At 64.1% G+C, this 18440-nt stretch carries 19 protein-coding genes and 1 other RNA gene; 13 read left to right on the forward strand and 7 right to left on the reverse strand.

Annotated elements, in window-relative coordinates:
- The first annotated feature begins 74 nt into the window (after window positions 1-74).
- A complete protein-coding gene (dnaJ, locus tag ACU5AZ_RS09390) occupies window positions 75-1220 on the forward strand; it encodes a molecular chaperone DnaJ (RefSeq protein ID WP_446825725.1) in 1146 nt (381 codons plus the stop codon).
- A 93-nt stretch (window positions 1221-1313) separates the two neighbouring features.
- Here dnaJ and ACU5AZ_RS09395 read toward each other — a convergent pair whose 3' ends face one another.
- Window positions 1314-2534 carry an aminopeptidase P family protein gene (locus ACU5AZ_RS09395; protein WP_446825726.1) on the reverse strand — a complete coding sequence of 407 codons (1221 nt, stop codon included), beginning with the start codon at window positions 2532-2534 and terminating at the stop codon, window positions 1314-1316.
- Window positions 2535-2891: 357 nt separating this feature from the next.
- Window positions 2892-3098, reverse strand: a complete 207-nt coding sequence (locus ACU5AZ_RS09400) for a SlyX family protein (RefSeq protein ID WP_446825727.1) — start codon at window positions 3096-3098, stop codon at window positions 2892-2894.
- Window positions 3099-3200: 102 nt separating this feature from the next.
- Here ACU5AZ_RS09400 and recF point away from each other — a divergent pair, with 102 nt between their 5' ends.
- The 3 genes from recF (at window position 3201) to ACU5AZ_RS09415 (ending at window position 5829) form a co-directional block, all read left to right on the forward strand.
- On the forward strand, window positions 3201-4325 hold the full coding sequence (gene recF, locus ACU5AZ_RS09405; protein WP_446825728.1) for a DNA replication/repair protein RecF: 1125 nt from the start codon (window positions 3201-3203) through the stop codon (window positions 4323-4325).
- Between the two features lie 258 nt (window positions 4326-4583).
- Window positions 4584-5360, forward strand: a complete 777-nt coding sequence (locus tag ACU5AZ_RS09410; RefSeq protein ID WP_446825729.1) for a molybdopterin-synthase adenylyltransferase MoeB — start codon at window positions 4584-4586, stop codon at window positions 5358-5360.
- Window positions 5353-5829 (forward strand): GNAT family N-acetyltransferase, encoded by a 477-nt coding sequence (locus ACU5AZ_RS09415; RefSeq protein ID WP_446825730.1) that lies wholly within the window; start codon window positions 5353-5355, stop codon window positions 5827-5829. Before ACU5AZ_RS09410 ends, ACU5AZ_RS09415 begins: the two co-directional genes overlap by 8 nt.
- A 16-nt stretch (window positions 5830-5845) precedes the next feature.
- Here ACU5AZ_RS09415 and ACU5AZ_RS09420 read toward each other — a convergent pair whose 3' ends face one another.
- Entirely contained in the window at window positions 5846-6850 is a 1005-nt protein-coding gene (locus ACU5AZ_RS09420; protein WP_446825731.1) for a 2-hydroxyacid dehydrogenase, read from the reverse strand.
- A gap of 177 nt (window positions 6851-7027) precedes the next feature.
- Between ACU5AZ_RS09420 and ACU5AZ_RS09425 the strand changes: the two genes are divergently transcribed.
- A complete protein-coding gene (locus ACU5AZ_RS09425) occupies window positions 7028-7567 on the forward strand; it encodes an SH3 domain-containing protein (RefSeq protein WP_446825732.1) in 540 nt (179 codons plus the stop codon).
- On the opposite strand, the gene ACU5AZ_RS09430 is transcribed toward ACU5AZ_RS09425, so the two are convergent.
- Window positions 7560-8552, reverse strand: coding sequence for an adenosine kinase (locus ACU5AZ_RS09430; protein WP_446825733.1), 993 nt, complete (start codon window positions 8550-8552; stop codon window positions 7560-7562). The two genes, ACU5AZ_RS09425 and ACU5AZ_RS09430, sit on opposite strands and share 8 nt — an antisense overlap.
- A gap of 355 nt (window positions 8553-8907) precedes the next feature.
- On the opposite strand from ACU5AZ_RS09430, the gene ACU5AZ_RS09435 reads away from it, so the two are divergent.
- Together ACU5AZ_RS09435 and ACU5AZ_RS09440 are read left to right on the forward strand one after the other, a co-directional pair.
- Window positions 8908-9852 (forward strand): AEC family transporter, encoded by a 945-nt coding sequence (locus ACU5AZ_RS09435; protein ID WP_446825734.1) that lies wholly within the window; start codon window positions 8908-8910, stop codon window positions 9850-9852.
- A 121-nt stretch (window positions 9853-9973) separates the two neighbouring features.
- Window positions 9974-11143, forward strand: coding sequence for a patatin-like phospholipase family protein (locus ACU5AZ_RS09440; RefSeq protein ID WP_446825735.1), 1170 nt, complete (start codon window positions 9974-9976; stop codon window positions 11141-11143).
- A gap of 53 nt (window positions 11144-11196) precedes the next feature.
- Here the strand turns inward: ACU5AZ_RS09440 and ACU5AZ_RS09445 are convergent, their stop codons facing one another.
- The gene (locus ACU5AZ_RS09445) at window positions 11197-11943 is read right to left on the reverse strand and encodes a c-type cytochrome (RefSeq protein WP_446825736.1); all 747 of its coding nucleotides are present in this window, start codon (window positions 11941-11943) and stop codon (window positions 11197-11199) included.
- Between the two features lie 153 nt (window positions 11944-12096).
- On the opposite strand from ACU5AZ_RS09445, the gene ACU5AZ_RS09450 reads away from it, so the two are divergent.
- Window positions 12097-12852 carry a 3-deoxy-manno-octulosonate cytidylyltransferase gene (locus tag ACU5AZ_RS09450; RefSeq protein WP_446825737.1) on the forward strand — a complete coding sequence of 252 codons (756 nt, stop codon included), beginning with the start codon at window positions 12097-12099 and terminating at the stop codon, window positions 12850-12852.
- Between the two features lie 26 nt (window positions 12853-12878).
- Window positions 12879-13733 (forward strand): prephenate dehydratase, encoded by an 855-nt coding sequence (locus ACU5AZ_RS09455; protein WP_446825738.1) that lies wholly within the window; start codon window positions 12879-12881, stop codon window positions 13731-13733.
- A gap of 52 nt (window positions 13734-13785) precedes the next feature.
- Here the strand turns inward: ACU5AZ_RS09455 and nudC are convergent, their stop codons facing one another.
- Both nudC and ACU5AZ_RS09465 read right to left on the reverse strand, forming a co-directional pair.
- On the reverse strand, window positions 13786-14745 hold the full coding sequence (nudC, locus tag ACU5AZ_RS09460) for an NAD(+) diphosphatase (protein ID WP_446825739.1): 960 nt from the start codon (window positions 14743-14745) through the stop codon (window positions 13786-13788).
- Window positions 14742-15152: an HIT domain-containing protein gene (locus tag ACU5AZ_RS09465; protein ID WP_446825740.1), complete on the reverse strand. Its 411-nt coding sequence runs from the start codon at window positions 15150-15152 to the stop codon at window positions 14742-14744. The genes nudC and ACU5AZ_RS09465 overlap by 4 nt, the downstream gene beginning before the upstream one ends.
- 179 nt (window positions 15153-15331) lie before the next feature.
- Between ACU5AZ_RS09465 and ffs the strand changes: the two genes are divergently transcribed.
- The 4 genes from ffs to ACU5AZ_RS09485 all read left to right on the forward strand — a co-directional run bounded on the left by ffs (window position 15332) and on the right by ACU5AZ_RS09485 (window position 18405).
- Window positions 15332-15428: signal recognition particle sRNA small type (gene ffs / locus ACU5AZ_RS09470), an RNA gene on the forward strand.
- Window positions 15429-15518: 90 nt separating this feature from the next.
- Window positions 15519-17405, forward strand: a complete 1887-nt coding sequence (locus ACU5AZ_RS09475; protein ID WP_446825741.1) for a DNA polymerase III subunit gamma/tau — start codon at window positions 15519-15521, stop codon at window positions 17403-17405.
- A gap of 33 nt (window positions 17406-17438) precedes the next feature.
- Entirely contained in the window at window positions 17439-17762 is a 324-nt protein-coding gene (locus ACU5AZ_RS09480) for a YbaB/EbfC family nucleoid-associated protein (RefSeq protein WP_446825742.1), read from the forward strand.
- A gap of 31 nt (window positions 17763-17793) precedes the next feature.
- Complete coding sequence (locus tag ACU5AZ_RS09485; RefSeq protein ID WP_446825743.1) at window positions 17794-18405, forward strand: LysE family translocator; 612 nt, start codon at window positions 17794-17796, stop codon at window positions 18403-18405.
- Window positions 18406-18440 lie beyond the last annotated feature (35 nt).

Below are 18440 nucleotides of genomic sequence, written 5' to 3' on the forward strand. Positions count from 1 at the left end.
AAGGCGTCCGCCACGTCCTGAAATTCCGGCCGCGTCCTGCGGCCGGACATTTACTTTCCAGGGTTGGTTTCTCCATGGCAAAAGCGGACTACTACGAAACATTGGGGGTCGGCAAAACCGCTGACGAGAAGGAGCTGAAAAGCGCCTTCCGCAAGGCGGCGATGAAGTATCATCCCGACAAGAACCCCGACGACAAGGAAGCCGAACACAAGTTCAAGGAACTCAACGAAGCCTACGAAGTGCTCAAGGACCCGCAGAAGCGGGCCGCCTATGACCGCTTCGGCCACGCCGCCTTCGAACATGGCGGCATGGGTGGCGGCGGTGGCGCCGGTGGACCTTTCGGCGCCGGCGGCATGGGTGCCGGTGGCTTCTCCGATATCTTCGAAGACATTTTCGGCGAGATGATGGGCGGTGGCCGCGGCCGGCGTTCGACCGGCGGACGCGAACGCGGCGCCGACCTTCGCTACAATATGGAAATTTCGCTCGAGGAAGCCTATGCCGGCAAGACGGCGCAGATCCGGGTTCCGACCTCGATCACCTGCGACGTGTGCTCCGGTTCCGGCGCCAAGCCCGGCACCAAGCCGCAGACCTGCGCCACCTGCCAGGGCTCCGGCCGCGTGCGCGCGGCGCAAGGCTTCTTCTCGATCGAACGCACCTGTCCGACCTGCCAGGGTCGCGGCCAGACGATTTCCGATCCCTGCACCAAGTGCCATGGTCATGGCCGGGTCCAGGAAGAACGGTCGCTGTCGGTCAACATCCCGGCCGGCATCGAGGACGGCACGCGCATCCGCCTGCAGGGCGAAGGCGAAGCCGGCGTACGGGGCGGTCCGGCGGGTGATCTCTATATCTTCCTGTCGGTCAGGCCGCACCAGTTCTTCCAGCGCGACGGCGCCGATCTCTACTGCACGGTGCCGATCTCGATGACGACGGCAGCGCTTGGCGGCACGTTCGACGTCGGCACGCTGGACGCGACGAAATCGCGGGTCACGGTTCCGGAAGGCACCCAGGCCGGCAAGCAGTTCCGCCTCAAGGGCAAGGGCATGCCGGTGCTGCGTTCCGCACAGAAGGGTGATCTCTACATCCAGGTGCAGATCGAAACACCGCAGAAGCTCACCAAGCGCCAGCGTGAGCTGTTGCAGGAATTCGAGCAGCTCTCCTCGAAGGAGAACAATCCGGAGACCTCCGGCTTCTTCGCCCGGATGAAGGAATTCTTCGAGTAGGGCGTGTTCTTCATATGATGGAATACAAAGAGCCGGGCGGCATCGCCCGGCTCTTCTTGTTTCTGCGGAAACCTGCTGGCCCCAGGTTCGGCCCTAGCAGGCAATCACGTTCTTCTCCGGCCCGTACGGGAAGCCGGTGATGTTCTCGGCTCCGGTCTCACCGACGACCAGGATGTCGTGCTCACGGTAGCCGCCCGCTCCCGACGTGCCGTTCGGCACCCAGAGCATCGGCTCGATCGAGACGACCATGCCCGGTTCCAGCACTGTCTCGATATCCTCGCGGAACTCCAGCCCGGCCTCGCGGCCGTAGTAGTGGCTGAGAATGCCGAAGGAGTGGCCGTAGCCGAAGGAGCGGTACTGCAAGAGGCCCTCGTCGGCGAAGAATCGGTTGATCTCGGCGCAGACGGCGGCGCAGCTGATCCCCGGCTTGATTAGCGACAGGCCGAGTTCATGGGCGGCGACATTGGCTTCCCACAGCTTCAGCGACGCCGCATCCGGCTCGCCGAGGAACAGCGTGCGCTCCAGTGCGGTGTAGTAGCCGGAGATCATCGGGAAGGCGTTGAGGCTGAGGATTTCGCCCGGTGCGAGCCGGCGCGTGGTGACGGGGTTATGGGCGCCATCCGTGTTGGGCCCGGACTGGAACCACACCCAGCTGTCGCGCAGTTCGCCGTTCGGATGGGCGCGGGCGATTTCGAGCTCCATCGCATCGCGGCCGGCCATTGCCACGTCGATCTCGCGCGTTCCTTCACGGATCGCCGTACGGATCGCCTCGCCGCCGACATCGGCGATACGCGCACCCTCGCGGATGAGGGCGATCTCCTCTGCCGACTTGATCATGCGCGAGGCCATGGTCGCCTGCGCGATGTCAACGAGTTCGACGGTGCCGACGATACGCTCCAGCGTGGCGCGGGCAGCGAGCGTCATGTGATCGCCTTCGATGCCGAGGCGGCCGCTAGTGCCGATAAGGCCGGCGACGGCGCGCCAGTAATTGTCGCGCTGCCAGTCGGTGTAGATGATGTTGTCGCCGACCGACCGGCGCCAGGGCTGGCCGCCGTCGATATTGGCCGACACCACCGTCAGCCCCTCGGCGGTGACGACGCAGCCATAGGGCCTGCCGAAGCTGCAATAGAGAAAGCCGGAATAGTAGGCGATGTTGTGCATGGAGGTCAGCAGAACGGCCGGCAGGTCGCGCTCTGCCATGATCGCCCGCAGGCCGGCGAGCCGGCGCACATATTCGGCTTGAGAGAAGGGCAGCGGCACCTTCTCGCCATTGTGGCAGACAAATGTTTCGGGACGCTTGGTGACATCAAGCATGGGTTCATCCTCGTCCAAAAGCCGGGCAGGATGGATAACGCCCGGCGTTCCATCCGGGCGTACAGGACAAGCAATCATCATGGCGATGATCGTGATCCGCGAAAGTGCAGCGACGCCATCGCCGCGCGGTCACGCAAATAGAAATAGCGAAAATTCCACCGGCTTTCAATCTCAAGAATCGTGCTCGCCGCAAGCTGATCCATTCCAGCCCAGCGGCTCAGTTCACCTCCCCTTCTCCCCCTGGGGAGAAGTGCCGAACGCATGTGAGGCGATGAGGGGTTCCCCTATTGCACTTCACAAAAAACCCTCATCCGGCGCTTCGCGCCACCTTCTCCCCAAGGGGAGAAGATGCACACGTCAATAATGCGGCGGCCTGGTGATCGGCGGCGCGTCGAGCGACTGTTCCTCAAGGCTGAGGAAGCGTTCGGTCAGCCGGTCGAGCTTGGCGCGCACCTGCTCGACCACCTTCCATTGCTCGGCAATCTGGTCCGAAAGCTCCTCGATCGCCTTCGCCTGGTGGGCGACGGTTTCCTCGAGCGTGATGATGCGGTCTTCGTCGGACATGGCCTCGTCTCCTGATGACGGCCTTCATACTGACGCATCGCGGCGACCACAAGATGTCATCCCGCCTTGCACTCGACGCCCGATTCATCGTAGCTGGCTTCGATGCCGGAAAAGATTGCCATCACCCGCCTGAAGCTCACCGACTTCCGCAACTATGCCGAAGCCTCGGTCGCGTTCGACGGGCGGCATGTGGTGCTGACCGGCGAGAACGGCGCCGGCAAGACGAACCTGATGGAAGCCGTTTCCTTCCTCTCCCCCGGCCGCGGCCTGCGCCGCGCCGCCTATGGCGACCTTCCGCGCGCCCATGGCTCCGGCGGCTTCACCATCTTCGCCGATGTCGAGGGCATGGAGGGCGAGGTCAAGGTCGGCACCGGCATGACCGGCGGCGAGGACATTGCCTCGCGCCAGCTGCGCATCAACGGCACGCAGGCGAAATCCATGGACGAGCTGCTCGACCATGTGCGCCTCCTGTGGCTGACGCCGGCGATGGACGGGCTGTTCACCGGGGCTGCCGGCGACCGCCGCCGCTTCCTCGACCGGCTGGTGCTCTCCATCGACCCCGCCCATGGGCGGCGGGCGAGCGACTTCGAGCGCGCCATGCGCAGCCGCAACAAGCTTCTCGCCGACGGCCGGCTCGACCCGACCTGGCTTTCGGGCATCGAGCAGCAGATGGCGAGCCTCGGCATCGCGATGATGCTCGCCCGCCATGAAATGCTCGGCCTGCTGGCAAAGCTGATCGAGGAGACGGCGGGCGGCTCGCCGTTTCCCTCCGCGACCCTGATGCTTTCCGGCTTCTTCGACGGCGAATATCATCGCCCGGCGATCGATCTCGAGGACGACTATGCCGACATGCTGGCGAGGGGCCGGTACCGCGACCAGGCCGCCGGTCGGACGCTGGAAGGCCCGCACCGCGCCGACCTCCTGGTCCGCCACCGCGAGAAGGACATGGAGGCGGAGCGCTGCTCGACGGGAGAACAGAAGGCGCTGCTGGTCGGCCTGATCCTCGCGCATGCGCGGCTTGCCGCCAACATGACCGGCTTTGCGCCGATCCTGCTTCTGGACGAGATCGCCGCCCATCTGGACGAGGGCCGGCGCGCCGCGCTCTTCGACCTCATCGACAATCTCGGCGGCCAGGCCTTCATGACCGGCACCGACCGGGCCATGTTTTCCGCCCTTGCCGACCGCGCGCAGTTTTTTACGGTTGCCAACGGCGCCGTTTCGGAATGAAGACCGAGGTGAAGAATGCCCCCTCTGGCCTGCCGGCCATCTCCCCCACAAGGGGGGAGAAGACTCGTGGCAGGCCTGGCACCTAAGAACTGCAGCATCCTTATTGATGAAGACAGCTGACGCGGGGTTAGCCCCTCCCCCTCGTGGGGAGGGGTTGGGGAGGGGGCTCTATGCCGGTGCAAATGAACGCAATTCACTCCGCCGGCCTTTGATACTATATGGTGTTGTTATGCAGATCCCCAAAAGGATGCCCGGCCCATGACCGACCCCCTTACCCCCGACGAGATCACCCGCTACGGACGGCACATCCTGCTGCCGGAGATCGGCGGGCCGGGTCAGCAGAAGCTGAAGAACGCGCGGGTGCTCGTGATCGGCGCCGGCGGGCTCGGCGCGCCGGTGCTGCAGTATCTCGCCGCCGCCGGCGTCGGCACGATCGGGATCGCCGACGACGACCGCGTGTCGCTCTCCAACCTGCAGCGGCAGGTCATCCATTCGACCGACATGCTCGGCGAGATGAAGACGCAGAGTGCCAGCGACGCGATCGCCCGCCTCAACCCGCATGTGAAGGTGATCCGGTTCGAGGAGCGCTTCAGCTTCGACAATGCCGACCGGCAGGTCTCCGGCTTCAACATTCTCGTCGATGGCTCTGACAATTTCGATACCCGCTATCTCGCCGCCGATAGGGCGGAACAGGCGAAAGTGCCGCTGGTCAGCGGCGCGGTCGGCCGCTTCGACGGGTCGCTCACCGTGCTGAAGCCCTATGAGCGCGGCGCCGACGGTGAGTTGCTTCCCTCCTACCGCGATCTCTTTCCCGCCCCTCCCCCGCCGGGCATGGTGCCGTCCTGCGCCGAGGCCGGCGTCGTCGGCGCGCTGACCGGCGTCATCGGCACGCTGATGGCGATGGAGGTGATCAAGCTCGTGACCGGTGCCGGCGAGCCGCTGGTCGGGCGGCTGTTGCTCTACGATTCACTCACGTCCCGCTTCGACACGATCAAGTACCGCCGCGCCAAGACAGACGCCCGCAAGCATGCCTGAACTCTACCGGCTCGACGACAGCTTTTCCCGCTGGGACGCGCTGCTGGCGCTCGTCATGGCGTCGTTTGCCTACATGGATCAGCGGATCGACCCGCCCTCCTCGGCCCACAGGCTGACACCGGAGGCGCTGGCTGAGAAGGCGCGCGACGAGATCGGCTATGTCATTGCCGACGGCGACACGTTGCTGGCCTGCGCCTTCTTCCGGCCGGAGCCGCCGGACTTCCTCTATCTCGGCAAGCTGGCGGTCTCGCCGGCTGCGCAGGGGGAGGGTCTCGGCAAGCTGTTGCTGGCGGCCGCCATGGACACCGCGCGCCAACTCGGCCTGCCGAAGCTTCGGCTGGAGACGCGGATCGAGCTTGTCGAAAATCACGCGACATTCGCCGCTTGGGGGTTCGTGAAGACGGCCGAGAACCGGCATGCCGGTTTCGACCGCACCACGTCGATCGAGATGCAGCGGCCGGTGGCCTGATCTTTCGGGAACGCCCTTAGCTGCGTCCGGGCAGGACGCGGTTCGGCGGCCGGTGACCGTCGAAATAGGTGCGGATGTTGATGATCACCTTGTCGCCCATGTCGATGCGGCCCTCGATCGTCGCCGAGCCCATGTGCGGCAGCAGCACGACCTTGCCGTCCCGGGCGAGCGCCACGAGCTTCGGATTGGCGGCCGGCTCGTTTTCGAACACGTCGAGGCCGGCGCCGGCAATCTTGCCGGCCCTCAGGAGCTTGATCAACGCGGTCTCGTCGATCACGTCGCCGCGCGCCGTGTTGACGATGTAGCTTTCCGGCCGCATCAGTTCAAGACGGCGGGCTGACAGAAGATGATAGGTCGCGGGCGTCGACGGGCAATTGACCGACACGATGTCAACGCGGGCGAGCATCTGGTCGAGGCTGTCCCAATAGGTGGCCTCCAGTTCCTCCTCCGTCGCCGGGCTCACCCGGTTGCGGTTGTGATAATGGATCGCCAGGCCGAAGGCCTTCGCGCGACGGGCCACCGCCGTGCCGATACGGCCCATGCCGACAATGCCGATGCGCTTGCCCCAGATGCGGCGGCCGAGCATCCAGGTCGGCGACCAGCCCGCCCATTCGGCGCCCTCTTCGGTGAGGATCTGTGCGCCTTCCGGCAGGCGGCGCGAGACGGCGAGAATGAGCGCCATGGTCATGTCGGCGGTGTCTTCGCTCAGCACGTTCGGCGTGTTCGTCACCGTGATGCCCTTGCGGGCGGCGGCATCGACGTCGATGTGGTCGTAGCCGTTCGAATAGCTGGCTATGAGCTTCAGTTGCGGCCCCGCCTGTTCGATCAGTGCCGCATCGATTCGGTCGGTCACTGTCGGCACCAGCACGTCGGCGGTCTTCATCGCCGCGACCAGCTCGGGCTGCGAGCGTGGGCGATCATCGATGTTCAGCTCCGCGTCGAACAGTTCGCGCATGCGGGTTTCGACGGCGTCCGGGAGTTTCCTCGTGATGTAAACCTTCGGCTTCTTCTTGTTCATCATCGATGATGCTGTGCCTGTTCAGAGCTCGTTAACCAAGACGGGTGATACTTTGATCCGCTTCAATCGTTTCTACCAGACCCGTCAGCGAAGACCAACAGATGTCTGGCGCATTCGCGGGCAGGATGGAAGCAGCGTTAAGCAATCGACCACCCAGGCAACGACCATCGGAAACGTGCAATGCGCGGCGTACTGACAAAAATCGTCTTCTCTTTGCTGGCAAGCTTTCTGCATCTCAGCGCCACCGCGCACGAGACCTATGCCCAGGCGGCCAAGGGCGCCAGCGGCCTGCCGCTGCCGCGTTTCGCCAGCCTGAAGGCGAGCCGGGTGAACATGCGCGTCGGCCCGAGCACGGACTACGCGGTCGAGTGGCTCTACACCCGCCACGGTCTGCCGGTGGAGATCATCCAGGAATATGACAACTGGCGGCGCATCCGCGATGCCGACGGCGTCGAGGGCTGGGTCAACCGCTCGCTGCTTTCCGGCGAGCGCACCGCCATCACCGCGCCATGGATGCGCGGCAAAGGCGCGGACATCTACATCACCATGCGCAACGAACCGGAGAAGACCGCCCGCGTCATCGCCAAGATGGAACCCGGCGTGGTGCTGACGGTCAAGGAATGCAACGGCGACTGGTGCGAAGTCACGGCAAAGGACCTGGAAGGCTGGGTGGCGCAGGCCGAAATCTGGGGCGCCTATCCCGGCGAAGCCTTCAAATAAGCCCCGCCGTTGCGGCAAGATCTGCAAGCGATGACATCGGCCGCGGGCCGATTTGCTGGATGACGACGCCGGCCGCCAGGCAGCCGAGCTTGCCGCAGGTCTCCAAATCCAGTCCCTTGGTGTAGCCGAACAGGAAGCCGGCCGCGAACAGGTCGCCGGCGCCGGTGGTGTCGACCAGCTGGGCGATCGGGGTTGCCGGAATGCGGATGCGTTCGTCGCCACGCACGATAACCGCGCCGTCCTCGCTCATCGTCACCGCGGCCAGCTTGCAGTCCTTCGACATGCGGTCGAGCGCCTGATCGAAATCCGTCGTCTCGTAGAGCGACAGCGCCTCGTCCCGGTTTGCAAAGACAATGTCGACGGTGCCAGAGCGCATCAGCTCCAGGAACTCGGCCCGGTAGCGGCCGACGCAGAAGCTGTCGGAGAGCGTCATCGAGGTTTCGCGGCCCGCCTCGTGGGCGATGCGGCAGCATTCGACGATCGCCTCCTTCGCCCGCGGCGGGTCCCAGAGATATCCCTCGAAATAGGTAACCAGCGCATCGGCGACGACGTCGGCCTCGACGTCCTCCGGGCCGAGCTCGACGCAGGCGCCGAGATAGGTGTTGAGCGAGCGTTCGCCGTCCGGCGTGACGAAGATCATGCAGCGCGCTGTCGGCGGCGAGATGCCCTTGGCGTGGGTCTTGTAATGGACGCCCTGGGCGCGGATGTCGTGGGCGAAGATCTCGCCGAGCTGGTCGTCGGCGACCTTGCCGAAATAGGCGGCACGTCCGCCGAAATTGGCCACACCGGCCGCCGTGTTGCCGGCGCTGCCGCCTGAGGCCTCGACTGCCGGCCCCATGCGCGAATAGAGCAGTTCGGCACGGTCGCCATCGATCAGGTTCATCGCCCCCTTGATGATGCCGTTGTCGACAAGAAACTTCTCGTCGCAGCGTGCCAGAATGTCGACAATCGCGTTGCCTACCGTCAAAACGTCGAACCTGCTCATCAGCCCTTCCCGGTTATAGTGATGCAGTCTCCGGTAATACCCGATTTTGCCGGCTTGGGAAGACCGGCGCGGGAATTCGCCAAATTTTCGGGACTTCCCGAATTTTGCCGGCTGTCATTGTGCTGATACAATTCATACCTATATGAATATGCAGCGGTGGGCCGAAGACGGTCCGCGCTGAAACGCGGGACGGCTGACCACGGATGAACTGGCAGCGGTACCGCAACCTCCCGATGGAGGGCGGAAGCGGGGTTCAACCCCGCTTTTTTGTTGCCCGGTTTTCGCCCGACCCGTTTGTCAAACGTAAGTCGGCCTGATAAACGCGGGTCATCCTGCCCACGACACAATCGCCGACATGCTCGTCATCGCTTCCAACGTCCTGCCGATCTTCATTCTCATCCTGATCGGATGGGTGATTGCCCGCACCGGCCTCTTGAAGGCCGAGACCGGCGATGCGATCAGCGATTTCGTCTTCAAGATCGCCGTGCCCTTCATCCTGTTCCGCACCATCGCGGTCGCGGATTTCCACGGGGCATCGCCGTTCCGGCTGTGGGCCGCCTATTTCTCCAGCGCCCTCATCACGATGACACTGGCGACCTTTGCCGCCCGGCGCATCTTCAATAGGCCACCGCGCGAAAGCGTGATTGCCGGCATTTCCGCGGTCTTCTCCAACGCCGTGTTCATCGGCCTGCCGCTGATCGACCGGCTGCTCGGCCCGCCGGGCATGGTCGCCATGTCGATCCTGCTCGCCGTCCACCTCCCCTTCATGATGATGATGGGCACGATCCTGACCGAGCGTGCGGCGGCGCTGGAACAGGGCGTTGCCGGACGCAGCACTTTCGACGTCGTGAAGCAGGTCGGCCGCAATCTTTTGACCAATCCGCTGATCATCGGCATCATCGCCGGCGTCATCGTCCACTTCGCCGGCATTCCGCTCATCGGTCCAATCAAGACGGTCGTCGACGAGCTTGCCGGCATCGCCGGGCCGACGGCGCTGATCGCCATCGGCATGGCGCTGACCCGCTACCAGATTTCCGGCAACCGCATGATCACGGCGATCATGACGCTCCTGAAGCTGATGGTGCTGCCGACGATCGTCTATGCGATGGCGACCCTGGTGGGCCTCAACCAGATCTGGACGACGGCAATCGTGCTGACGGCCTCGGTGCCGACCGGCGTCAACGCCTGGCTGTTCGCCAACCAGTTCAAGGCGGGCCACACGGTCGCTGCCTCGACGATCAGCCTGACGACCGCGCTCGGCGTGCTGACCGTGTCGTTCTGGGCCTATCTGCTAAGCTGATCGCCCGCATCCACGTCAGGCCACCATTAAATTTCGTCCACGTGCTTCTCTCGGGCCGATCCTGCGGTACATTCAGATTTATATGCACTGCAATATTTCTGATCCTTGAGAGGACAGCCAAGTGAACATGTCCAGCACCAGAGCCGTCAGCCCCGCCGCAGCCTACCAGCAGAAAGTCCTTGTCCTGCAGGGCGGCGGCGCGCTCGGCGCCTATCAGGCCGGCGCCTACCAGGCGCTTGCGGAAGCCGCGATCGAACCCGACTGGGTCGCCGGCATCTCGATCGGCGCGATCAACGCCGCGATCATCGCCGGCAACGAACCGCAGGACCGGGTGGAGAAACTGACCTCCTTCTGGCAAACGATCGGCGTCGAATTCCCGATGGATTCGATCATGCCGAAGCAGCTTTCCAGCGGCCGGGAATTCAAGCAGGCCAGCAGCCTGTGGTCGATCATGCTCGGCGTGCCGGGCTTCTTCACGCCCCGCTTCCCTGGCCCGTGGCTGCAGAAATACGGCAGCGACGAAGCCGCCAGCTTCTACGATACTCATCCGCTGAAACAGACACTGCTGCGTTTCGTCGATTTCGATCGCATCAATGCAGGCAAGACACGGCTTTCGGTCGGCGCGGTGGACGTCGAATCCGGCAATTTCCGCTATTTCGACAATCAGGAGCCCGGCCGCACCTGGACGTTCGGTCCGGAGCACGTCATGGCGAGCGGCGCGCTGCCGCCGGGCTTTCCATCGATCGAGATCGACGGTCGGCATTACTGGGACGGCGGCCTCGTTTCCAACACGCCATTGCAGCAGGTGCTGATCCGCGGCGCATCGGTCGACACCGTCATCTTCCAGGTCGATCTCTTCAATTCCCGCGGAGAGGTGCCCGGCAATCTGGAAGAGGTCGAAGAGCGGCGCAAGGACATCACCTATTCCAGCCGTACGCGCATGATCACCGACGCCTTCCTCGAGCGCCACAAGATGCGCCGTTCGATCGCGACGCTACTCGAGAAGCTGCCGGATGACGCGCTCGACGGCGAGGAGATCGACGAGCTGAAAGGCATGAGCGCCGACTACAGCGTCACCCTCATCCACCTGATCCACCGCAGCAAGAACAGGGCAATCCATTCGAAGGACTACGAGTTCTCGCGCGTCTCGATGCACCAGCATTGGGAAGCAGGCATGGAAGACGGCAGGAAGGCGCTGAAGGCCGAAGACTGGCGCATACCTCCGGATGCGCTGGACGGGCTGGCGGTCTACGACATCGACAGGCCGATATCCCTGCAGGACTGGCAATAAAAAATGGCCCGGAACTCGCGTTCCGGGCCATTTTTACTTCGACATCCCGAAGATCAGTTCGATGTCTTAGGCGCTTCCGTGGCAGGCGCCTCGGTGGCCGGTGCTTCCGTTGCCGGTGCGGGCGTCTCGGCGGCAGGAGCGTCTGCAGCCGGTGCCGGGGTTTCGGCGGCCGGTGCCGGCGTTTCAGCAGCGGGAGCCTCGGCGGCCGGGGCGGCGGCATCGCCAGCCGGAGCGGCGGCCGGTTCGGCCTCAGGCGTCGGCAGCGGTACCGGGCTGTCGGACAGCGTACGGAGATAGGCGATCAGGTCGGCGCGTTCCTCGTCCTTCTTCACACCCGCAAAACCCATGGCCGTGCCGGCGATGTAGGACTTGGGACCATGCAGGAAGTGGTTCAGGTGCTCGTAGTCCCAGACCTCGGAGCCGCCCTTGGAGAAGTCCTTCATGGCAGACGAATAGCTGAAGCCCTCATGCGAGGCGATCGGACGGTCAACGACGCCCCAAAGGTTCGGTCCGACCTTGTTCGGACCACCCTTGGTGGCGTCATGACAGGCCTGACACTTCTTGAAGACCTTTTCGCCGGCGGCAGCGTCGGCGCTGGCCAGCAGGACGGCGATCGGCTTGGCTGCCGGGGCTGCTTCCGCAGCGCCGCCTTCGGACGACGCTTCCTCGGCGACGATCTTGAAGCCTTCGCTCTCCGGTGCCTCGGAATGGAAGATCCCTTCCGACGCGATCGACACCGTCATAAGAACGAAAACCGTGCCGAGCAACGCCCCAACGGCCATATTCACCTTCGAATTCATCTGCAAACGCTCCCCTGCAACCGCCAGATATGAAGACCGGACCATCTTGAAATCGCGCGGAACCTATGTCTTTTGCATTTCGGATGCAACACGATATTGATTGTCGGTTGGTGTCTATTTGCCATCTTTCAGCCCGGATTAGAAGAGTCGAGAATGAAGTACCCCCACTTTGACAATACACTTTTCATGATCCCGGCCCGTATGGCGTCGACGCGTCTTCCCGGAAAGCCGCTGGCGGACATTTGCGGGCTGCCGATGATCGTCCAGGTGGCGCATCGCGCGAAGGAAGCCGATTGCGGCCGGGTCGTCGTTGCCGTCGATGACGCCGACGTGCTGCAGGCCGTCAAGGCGGCCGGTTTCGAGGCGGTGATGACCAGCCAGGACCACCAGTCCGGATCGGACCGGATCAATGAAGCGTTGCAGCTCGTCGATCCCGATGGCCGCATCGACTACATCATCAATGTCCAGGGCGACCTGCCGACGATCGAGCCGGAACCGATCCACCGGTCGATCGACATCTTGAAGGATCCTTCCGTCGACATCGGCACGCTGACCGTCGAAATCACCGACGAAGAGGAGAAGACCAACCCGAACGTGGTCAAGGTCATAGGCTCTCCGCTCTCGCCGACGCGGCTGCGCGCGCTCTATTTTACCCGTGCCACGGCGCCCACCGGCGACGGGCCGCTCTACCATCACATCGGCCTCTACGCCTATCGCCGCTCGGCGCTGGAGCAGTTCGTCTCCCTTCAGCCCTCGACGCTGGAGCGCCGCGAGCGGCTGGAGCAGCTGCGGGCGCTGGAAGCCGGCATGCGGATCGACGTCGAGATCGTCGATTCGGTGCCGCTCGGGGTCGATACCCACGCCGATCTCGAAAAGGCCCGCCGGATTCTCTCCGGCCGGACTGCATGATTTCAAGAAGACAGAACGGAAACACGATGACCCAGAAGACCAACCGCATCGCCTTCCAGGGCGATTATGGCGCCAATTCCGACATGGCCTGCCGCGACATGTTTCCGGACATGGATCCGCTGCCCTGCCAGACGTTCGAGGACGCCTTCAACGCGGTCGAGACCGGCGAGGCGGACATCGCGATGATCCCGATCGAAAACACGATCGCCGGCCGCGTCGCCGACATCCATCACCTGCTGCCGGAATCACGCCTGCACATCGTCGGCGAATATTTCATGCCGATCCGCTTCCAGCTGATGGCGCTGCCGGGCGTGACGAAGAGCGAGATCCTGACGGTCCACAGCCACATCCATGCGCTTGGCCAGTGCCGCAAGATTATCCGCGCCAACGGCTGGAAGCCGACGGTCGCCGGCGATACCGCGGGCGCGGCCAAGTTCATCTCGGAAAAGGGCGACCGCACCATGGCGGCGCTCGCGCCGCGGCTTGCGGCCGAACTCTACGGGCTGGAAATCCTGGCCGAGAACGTCGAGGACACGGAAAGCAACGTCACCCGCTTCGTCGTGCTGGCGCCGAAGGAGAGCATTCCGCAGCGCGCCAGCGATGACGAGGTCTACATCACCACCTTCATCTTCAACGTGCGCAACATTCCGGCAGCGCTCTACAAGGCGATGGGCGGCTTTGCCACCAACGGCATCAACATGACGAAGCTCGAAAGCTACCAGCTCGGCGGCAAGTTCTTCGCGACGCAGTTCTATGCCGACATCGAAGGCCATCCGAGCGACGCGCCCGTGCAGCGGGCACTGGAAGAGTTGAACTTCTTCTCGGAAAAGGTCCGGATTCTCGGCGTCTACAAGGCCCATCCGATGCGCGGCAAGATCTAGCCTCGCCGTCTTGCCACGATGAGCCCGGCCTCCATAAGGCCGGGCGCGCGTCTCAGGCGCCCCATTCCAGCCAGTCGCGCATCAGTCGATGGGCGATCGCACCTTTCGGCGGCGGTGAAGAGCCGTTGGCGCTGGTGTTTTCAAGCATTTCGACCACTTCCTGCCGGGTGAACCAGCGGCAGTCCTCCAGTTCCGCCTCGTCGCGCTTGATGTCGCGTGACAGTGCCTCGCCATAGCAGCCGATCATCAGCGTATGCGGCATCGGCCAGGGCTGCGACGCATGGTAGCGCACGCGGCCGACCTTGATCGCCGACTCCTCATGCGTCTCGCGCCGCACCGCGTTTTCGATCGTTTCGCCGGGCTCGACGAAGCCCGCCAGGCAGGAATACATGCCCGGCGCGAAATGGGCGCCGCGGCCAAGCAGGCACAGGTCACGTTCCTCGTCGACGACGAGCATGATCACCACCGGATCGGTGCGCGGAAAGATCATGTGTTCGCACGCCGTGCAGACGCGCTTGTAGCCGCCAATCTTCATCTCCGTCGGCTTGCCGCAGCGGCCGCAGAAGCGATTGTCGAAGTTCCAGGCGATCAGCGCCGCACCCTGCGCGAATTCGCCCAGAAGCTCCTCCGATATCAGCTGGTCGCGGTAGAGCGTACGGCCGTCAGCGATCTTGTAGTGCCTTTCGATTTCCTCGGCGGGCGCCTTGACCGGCACGGCCAGTCTCGGCTCGCCGTTCTTGTAGTAGCCGAGCAGGATCGCATCGTCGAATTCCGGCTTCAGCTCCGCCAGCTCGTAGGGCGCGAACAGCGGATCGAGGACCTGCCGGTCGTGCTTCAGCACCAGATTGCGCCCGGAAAAGGCAAGGATATGCGACCCTTCCTTCGACAGCGCCTCTTCGACGCAGTTCTCATCCCGGTTTTCCGACCGTCTTTCAAGGCCGTTGCCGGCAAAGGCCGTCATGCTGCTCGGTTCGATATGGGGAGCATGAAGGTCGAACAGGGCTGATGTCATGATGAAATGGCGTCCAGTATCTTCTTGATCAGTGCGTTGCGCGTGTCGTCGTCATAGGGCTCGGCCTTGCCATAGCCCCAGACCGGGCCCGGCCAGTTGGCATCGCCCTCGGACCGCGCGAGCACATGCACATGGAGCTGGCGGACGATATTGCCAAGCGCCCCGACATTGATTTTTTCGGCACCGGTCGCCGCCTTCAGCGCGGAGGCGACCTGGTTGGTCTCGAAGGTCAGCATGGTCTGGTCGAGCGGCGTCAGGTCGAACACCTCTGAAACGCCGGCGCGCTGCGGAACGAGCACGAGCCACGGCCAGCGGGCATCCGTCATGAGGCGCAGTTGGCATAGGCCGAGATTGGCGACAAGAATGCTGTCGCGCTCAAGGCGGCCGTCGAGTTCGAATTTCCCCACCCGTTCTCTCCAATCATCTGTTTTTCCATGAAGAGTAGATCATCGGCGGGACAATTGGAATGGCAGGATTGGTGCGTATCGGCTTGCCGATGCACGCAAAGTGCTGCGCCAGTGGGTTGGACGAGTTTTTTGCCGACCCGGCTTGCAATTGGGCGGGATATCCCCGATATGTGCGGACGGGAGGTTGGTGGTGGACGAGCCACTCGCCAACCGGGTCAGGTCCGGAAGGAAGCAGCCCTAACGAGCCCGGCACGGGTCGCCGTGCCAGCCTCCCACCTCTTAAGTTACCGGCCGGTTTCGTGAGCGAGCGGATCGATGATCCGCCATGCCGGGCCAGAAAACCAGGCACCCAAGCCGGCGAGGGCAATGAGCACGAGCGGACCCACAGACAAGGCCACCGATCCGCCGCAGGGCGGCTACCGGGTGCTCGCCCGCAAATACCGCCCCAAGGATTTCACCGACCTGATGGTCGGCCAGGAGCCGATGGTCAAGACATTGACCAACGCCTTCGAGACGGGCCGCATCGCGCAGGCCTACATGCTGACCGGCGTGCGCGGGGTCGGCAAGACGACCACCGCCCGCATCCTCGCCCGTGCGCTCAATTACAAGAGCCCGACCGTCGACAAACCGACCATCGACCTCGCCATCCCCGGCGAACACTGCCAGGCGATCATGGAAGGCCGCCATGTCGACGTGATCGAGATGGACGCCGCCTCGCATACCGGCATCGACGACATCCGCGAGATCATCGAGCAGGTGCGCTACCGCCCGGTTTCGGCGCGCTACAAGGTCTACATCATCGACGAAGTGCACATGCTCTCGACGCAGGCCTTCAACGGGTTGTTGAAGACGCTCGAGGAGCCGCCGGAACATGTGAAGTTCATCTTCGCGACGACGGAAATCCGGAAAGTTCCGATCACGGTCCTGTCGCGCTGCCAGCGCTTCGACCTGCGCCGCATCTCGGCTGCCGACCTCGTGCATCTCTTCTCCACCATCGCCGGCAAGGAAGGCATCAAGGCCGATCCGGAAGCGCTCGCCATGATCGCCCGCGCGGCGGAAGGCTCGGCGCGCGATGGCCTGTCGCTGATGGACCAGGCGATCGCGCATGGCGGCGGCCGCATCGATGCCGCCCAGGTGCGCGCAATGCTGGGGCTTGCCGACCGCGGCCGCATCGTCGACCTCTTCGGCCATATCGTCGCCGGCGAAGCGGCAGCCGCCTTGAACGAATTCCAGAGCCAGTACGAATCGGGCGCCAATCCGCCCGTCGTCCTGACCGACCTTGCCGATTTCACCCATCTCGTCACCAAGCTCAAATACGTGCCGGAAGCCGCGAACGACCCGTCGCTCAGCGAAGTCGAGCGCACCCGCGGTGCCGAGTTCGCATCCAGCATTGCGGTGACCACGTTGTCGCGCATGTGGCAGATGCTCTTGAAGGGCATTCCGGAGACGGAAAACTCCTCGCGCCCCGCCGGTGCCGCTGAAATGGTGCTGATCCGGCTGGCGCACGCCGCCCACCTGCCCTCTCCCGAAGACGCCGCTCGCCGGCTCCTGGACATGGCCGGAAGCGGCCAGCCGGCCGGCAATGGCAGCGGCGCACCCCGCGGCGGAAATGGCGGCGCAACGGCGAGCTACACCTCGTCCACGGTCCGCGCCACGCAGGCAATGCCGAGCGCGGCTCCTTCTTCCGCGCCGACGGCGATGCTGCGCTCCGTGCCGAAGCCGGAGACCACTCCCGAAGTCGCCGCCGCGATGCAGGCCGCCGTCGAGGCGGCACCGGCCGAAAAGCCCGCGCCGCAGGTACCGGTCAATTCGCTCTCCGACATTGCCGATCTCTGCTCGCGCCATGGCGACATCCGGCTGCGCGCGCTCCTTAGGATCTACGTGCGCCCCGTGCGCATCGAACCGGGCCGGCTGGAGATCAGCCTCGGCAACGACGCGCCGAAGTCCATCGTCAACGATCTCGCCGCCAATCTGAAGGAATGGACCGGCGTCCACTGGATGGTGATCGTCAGCCGCGACCAGCAGGGCGGGCCGACACTTGCCGAAGTCGAGGCGAAGGAAAAGGAAACGCGGCTCACCGACGCCCGACAGGACCCGGACGTCGCGGCCATCCTCGCCCAGTTTCCCGGCGCCAAGATCACCGACGTCAGGATCCGCGCCGAACAGGCGGAGGACGACGAGGATGCGGCGCCGCCGGCGACAGCCGAGTCGGACGAAGGCGACATCCTTCCCGGCGACGACATCGATTTCTGAGACGACACGACCGATATTCCAAGGAGACAGTCTATGCGCGACATCATGGGCATGATGGGCAAGGTGAAGGAAATGCAGGCGAAGATGGAGGCCATGCAGGCCGAAATCGCCGCCATGGAAGTCGAAGGCACGTCGGGCGGCGGGCTCGTCACCGTCAAGCTGACCGGCAAGGGCACGCTCGTCGGCGTCAAGATCGATCCTTCGCTCATGAAGGAAGATGAAGCCGAAATCCTTGAAGACCTGATCGTCGCGGCGCACAATGACGCCAAGGGCAAGGCCGATGCGGCCATGGCCGAAAAGACCAGGGAAATGACCGCCGGCCTGCCGATCCCGCCCGGCTTCAAGATGCCTTTCTGACAAAGGCCTTTCATCCGGGGGAGGTTTCGGGATGACAGTCTCCAGTCTGCTTCTCTTTGCCGGCGCGCTGTTCGTCGCCGCCGGCTCTCCCGGCCCCAACGTGGCCGCACTGGTTGCGCGGGTCCTCTCCAAAGGCACGCGCGATGTGCTGCCCTTTCTCGTCGCGATGTGGATCAGCGAGGCGATCTGGCTGACGCTTGCCGTCGCGGGCCTCGCCGCGATCGCCGAAACATTCCACTACGTCTTCGCCGCCATCAAATGGATCGGCGTCTGCTATCTCCTCTATCTCGCCTGGAAGATGTGGCACGCGCCGGCGGACACCGAGGGCGAGACGCTGCCCGAGACGCATTCGCTGGCCAAGCTGTTCTTTGCCGGCATGACCGTGACGCTCGGCAATCCGAAGATCATGCTCTTCTACATGGCGCTGCTGCCGGCGATCATCGACATGCATGCCGTCGGCGTGACCGGCTGGGCCGAACTGGTCGCCACCATGTTCGCTGTCCTCATCGTCATCGACCTGACATGGGCAATGCTCGCCGCCAAGGCTCGGCGGCTGTTGCGGAGCGCGCGGGCAATCCGCATCGCCAACCGCGCCAGCGCCGGAACGATGGCGGGCGCTGCCGTCGCGATCGCCATGCGCTGACACGAAAAAGGGCCGGTCGCGCTGGCGACCGGCCC

The sequence above is a fragment of the Rhizobium sp. PAMB 3182 genome, assembly GCF_052908355.1.

Excerpts from the sequence above, each read along its gene's own strand:
- ACU5AZ_RS09425 (WP_446825732.1), top strand. The coding sequence starts at position 7,028 with ATGCGCGGCGTACTGACAAAAATCGTCTTCTCTTTGCTGGCAAGCTTT.
- ACU5AZ_RS09395 (WP_446825726.1), bottom strand. The coding sequence starts at position 2,534 with ATGCTTGATGTCACCAAGCGTCCCGAAACATTTGTCTGCCACAATGGC.
- ACU5AZ_RS09420 (WP_446825731.1), bottom strand. The coding sequence starts at position 6,850 with ATGATGAACAAGAAGAAGCCGAAGGTTTACATCACGAGGAAACTCCCG.
- ACU5AZ_RS09445 (WP_446825736.1), bottom strand. The coding sequence starts at position 11,943 with ATGAATTCGAAGGTGAATATGGCCGTTGGGGCGTTGCTCGGCACGGTT.
- ACU5AZ_RS09480 (WP_446825742.1), top strand. The coding sequence starts at position 17,439 with ATGCGCGACATCATGGGCATGATGGGCAAGGTGAAGGAAATGCAGGCG.
- nudC (WP_446825739.1), bottom strand. The coding sequence starts at position 14,745 with ATGACATCAGCCCTGTTCGACCTTCATGCTCCCCATATCGAACCGAGC.
- ACU5AZ_RS09450 (WP_446825737.1), top strand. The coding sequence starts at position 12,097 with ATGAAGTACCCCCACTTTGACAATACACTTTTCATGATCCCGGCCCGT.
- ACU5AZ_RS09430 (WP_446825733.1), bottom strand. The coding sequence starts at position 8,552 with ATGAGCAGGTTCGACGTTTTGACGGTAGGCAACGCGATTGTCGACATT.
- ACU5AZ_RS09400 (WP_446825727.1), bottom strand. The coding sequence starts at position 3,098 with ATGTCCGACGAAGACCGCATCATCACGCTCGAGGAAACCGTCGCCCAC.
- dnaJ (WP_446825725.1), top strand. The coding sequence starts at position 75 with ATGGCAAAAGCGGACTACTACGAAACATTGGGGGTCGGCAAAACCGCT.
- ACU5AZ_RS09475 (WP_446825741.1), top strand. The coding sequence starts at position 15,519 with ATGAGCACGAGCGGACCCACAGACAAGGCCACCGATCCGCCGCAGGGC.
- ACU5AZ_RS09485 (WP_446825743.1), top strand. The coding sequence starts at position 17,794 with ATGACAGTCTCCAGTCTGCTTCTCTTTGCCGGCGCGCTGTTCGTCGCC.
- ACU5AZ_RS09410 (WP_446825729.1), top strand. The coding sequence starts at position 4,584 with ATGACCGACCCCCTTACCCCCGACGAGATCACCCGCTACGGACGGCAC.
- recF (WP_446825728.1), top strand. The coding sequence starts at position 3,201 with ATGCCGGAAAAGATTGCCATCACCCGCCTGAAGCTCACCGACTTCCGC.
- ACU5AZ_RS09415 (WP_446825730.1), top strand. The coding sequence starts at position 5,353 with ATGCCTGAACTCTACCGGCTCGACGACAGCTTTTCCCGCTGGGACGCG.
- ACU5AZ_RS09455 (WP_446825738.1), top strand. The coding sequence starts at position 12,879 with ATGACCCAGAAGACCAACCGCATCGCCTTCCAGGGCGATTATGGCGCC.
- ACU5AZ_RS09435 (WP_446825734.1), top strand. The coding sequence starts at position 8,908 with ATGCTCGTCATCGCTTCCAACGTCCTGCCGATCTTCATTCTCATCCTG.